Annotated in this window: 2 protein-coding genes and 2 pseudogenes; 3 read left to right on the top strand and 1 reads right to left on the bottom strand. The window is 66.1% G+C overall.

What is annotated here, in order from left to right:
* Positions 1 to 107 precede the first annotated feature (107 nt).
* A pseudogene (gene mmsB, locus JCM19049_RS10665) lies at positions 108 to 1,003 on the top strand (3-hydroxyisobutyrate dehydrogenase).
* 12 nt (positions 1,004 to 1,015) lie between these two features.
* Here the strand turns inward: mmsB and JCM19049_RS10660 are convergent.
* Positions 1,016 to 1,519: a MarR family winged helix-turn-helix transcriptional regulator gene (locus JCM19049_RS10660; protein ID WP_054821581.1), complete on the bottom strand. Its 504-nt coding sequence runs from the start codon at positions 1,517 to 1,519 to the stop codon at positions 1,016 to 1,018.
* Positions 1,520 to 1,591: 72 nt separating this feature from the next.
* Between JCM19049_RS10660 and JCM19049_RS23485 the strand changes: the two are divergent.
* Positions 1,592 to 2,733 (top strand): annotated as a pseudogene (locus JCM19049_RS23485) (acyl-CoA dehydrogenase family protein).
* A gap of 95 nt (positions 2,734 to 2,828) precedes the next feature.
* On the top strand, positions 2,829 to 3,024 hold a 196-nt coding region (locus JCM19049_RS20220; RefSeq protein ID WP_279402967.1), incomplete at its 3' end, for a hypothetical protein.

The raw sequence follows: 3,024 nt of genomic DNA, 5'->3' as shown, positions 1-3,024 counted from the left end.
CAGCGCGCAGCAGCGCGTGGCCCGCCACCTGGCGCCCCTGGCCGGGCGCGAACTGGATTTCGAGTTGATCGAACATGGCACCTTAAGCGTTAAGGAGTGAAATAGGCATGGACAGCAAACCTCGGATCGGATTTCTCGGGCTGGGCCACATGGGCCTGCCCATGGCGGCAAACCTGCACGCGGCCGGCTATGAGCTCAAGGCCTTCGACGTCATGCCCCAGGCACTTCAAGCGGCCACCGGCCTGGGCATCACCACGGTGCAGGAAGGGGCGCAGGCGGCGCAGGGTGTGGACATCGTGGTTACGATGTTCCCCACCGGTCAGCACGTGCTTGATGCCTACCGCGACTACCTGCTGGAGGCGGCCCCGCCAAATACGCTGTTCCTGGAATGCTCCACCATTGATGTGGCCCAGGCCCGCGAAGCCGCCGAGTTGGCGGTGGCCGGTGGGCACCGCAGCGCCGATGCCCCGGTCTCCGGTGGGGTGGTGGGAGCCGAGGCGGGAACGCTGACCTTCATGCTCGGTGCCGAGGAGGCGGACCTGGACCAGATCCGGCCGGTCCTGGAAGTCATGGGCAAGCGGGTGGTGCACTGTGGCGGGCACGGAGCCGGGCAAGCGGCCAAGGTCTGCAACAACATGCTGCTGGGGATCTCTATGATCGGTGCCGCGGAGGCCTTCGTGCTCGGCGAGCGGCTGGGGCTGAGCCACCAGGCTCTCTTTGACGTCATCTCCTCGGCTTCCGGCCAGTGCTGGTCGGTGACGACCAATTGCCCGGTGCCCGGACCGGTGCCTTCATCCCCGGCAAACCGGGACTATGCCCCGGCTTCGCCGCGGCCCTGATGAGCAAGGACCTGGGCCTGGCCGCCAGCGCCGTGCAGCTGACCGACACCGACGCGCACATGGGCGCGCTGGCCACGCAGCTGTACAAGAAGTTCAGCGAGGCCGGGGGAGCGGGCAACGACTTCTCGGCCATCATCACGGCAATTCGCGAAGGCTCGCTGTAGCGCCGTGGCACGCTACAGGAAATCGCCGGCCCGGTGCCGGAAGGCGGCCAGGATTTCGAACAGCTGTGTGGCTTCCGCGTGCTGCAGCCCGCTGTTGGCGAAGAGCTGCTGGTTCAGTTCATCGCGTGCCTGCTCCAGGACCGCGCGTCCCTGTCCGGTCAGTTCCAGGAGCCGGGTTCGCCCATCGGTGGGATGGGCCACCCGCCGGACCAGGCCCGCGGCTTCCAGCCGGTCCACGGAGCTGGTCAGGGAGGTGGCATGAACCTGCAGGCGCTGGCTGGCGTGGCTCATTGGCAGCGAGCCGCGCGAGGAGAACCCCAGCAGGGCGAGCACCTCGAAGCGCGCGAAGGTCAACCCATGCGGCTTGAGGATCGCGTCGGCACGCTGCAGGAAGATCGAGGCGGTGCGCATCACGGCGGTAATCGCCGCCATGGCGTCGGCCTCCTGGCCCCACCCATGTGAAACCCACTGGCTGCGCGCCTCGGCGATCGGATCGCGTGGTAGCGGATCAGTCATCTCATACCCCTAGGAAAACGGAACTAGTCCAACAATATACTTGGACGTCCAAGGTTTGGAAGGAGACCCCAGATGGACCTTTTGGGAATCGAAACGCAGCTGTCACCGGCAGAACAGGCCCGGCTGCGCGAAGTGCGTGAACTGGTGCAGCAACAGCTGCGGACACAGTCGGTCGAGTACTGGAACAAGGAGGCGTTTCCCGCCGAGCTGGTGCGCACGCTGGGCGATGCCGGGCTGGGCGGGCTGCAGCTGCAGCCGGGCTCCCAGCTGCTGCGCGGACTGATCCACGCCGAAATCGCCCGGGCCGACATTTCCCTGTCCTCCGTGGTGGGCATCCACAATGAACTGATCGTGGGGATGATCGACTCGCTGGGCTCCCAGGAGCAGAAGGACACCTGGCTGCCCAGGCTCAGCCGGTTCGAGGCCTTTGGCGCCTTTGCCCTGACCGAACCGGAACACGGCTCGGATGTCGCCGGCGGGCTGGGCACCGAGGTGGTGCGCGATGGCCAGGAGTACGTCATCACCGGCTCCAAGCGCTGGATCGGGATGGGGACCTTGCCGACTTCGCCCTGGTTTGGGCCCGCGACCCAGAAAGCGGCGAGGTCGGGGCGTACCTGGTGGAAAGCAGCCGACCGGGATACCGGGCCAGCAAGATCGAGAACAAGATCGGGTTGCGGATCATGCAGAACGCGGATATCGAATTGGATCAGGTGCGCATCCCGGTGGCGAACAAGCTGCCCGGAGCCACCAGCTTCGCCGCGGCCAATGAACTGCTGATGCAGTCGCGCGCCTGGGTGGGCTGGCAGGCAGTCGGGGCGATGATGGCCACCTTGGACATCACCCGCCAGTACAGCCTGCAGCGCGAGCAGTTCGGCAAGCCGATCGCCTCCTTCCAGTTGGTGCAGCAGTCGTTGGCCGAGATCGCCGGTCACCTGACCGTTTGCCTGTCGATGATGCGCGATGTGGCCCAGCGGCAGGAGCAGGGGGAGCTGGAGATGGTGCAGGCGGCCCTGGCCAAGTCCACCGCCACCCGCCTGGCCCGCGAATCGGTGTCTCAGGGCCGGGCGTTGCTGGGTGGAAACGGCGTGGTGAGTGACGGGCACATGGCCAAGGTCTTCTGTGATGTCGAAATCCTGCATACCTATGAGGGGACCTATGAAATCAACTCGCTCATCGTGGGGCGGGCCCTGACCGGGGTGAGCGCGTTCGTCTAGCCCCCGGCGCCCAGCTGTTTGCTGAAAGTACTTTCCAATACGGAAAGTACTTGTTATGGTGGTGGAAACCAACGGCGACGGCAGGGGAGCACGACATGGGCGGCACCGGCAGCACGATCAGGGGAACAACTCATCGGCAGAACACCCGCGGCAGGGCGGCGATGGCGCTGCGCATCACGCTGGTCCTCGCCGCGACGGTGGTGCTCGGCGCCTTCATAGCCTTCGCCCTGACCGGGGCCCCGGTCTACTTTGTGGTCGGGATGTCCGGATTCGCGGCAGTGGGCGCGGCGG

Source organism: Arthrobacter sp. JCM 19049, assembly GCF_001310435.1.
This window is presented reverse-complemented; position numbering and strand designations above follow the sequence as displayed.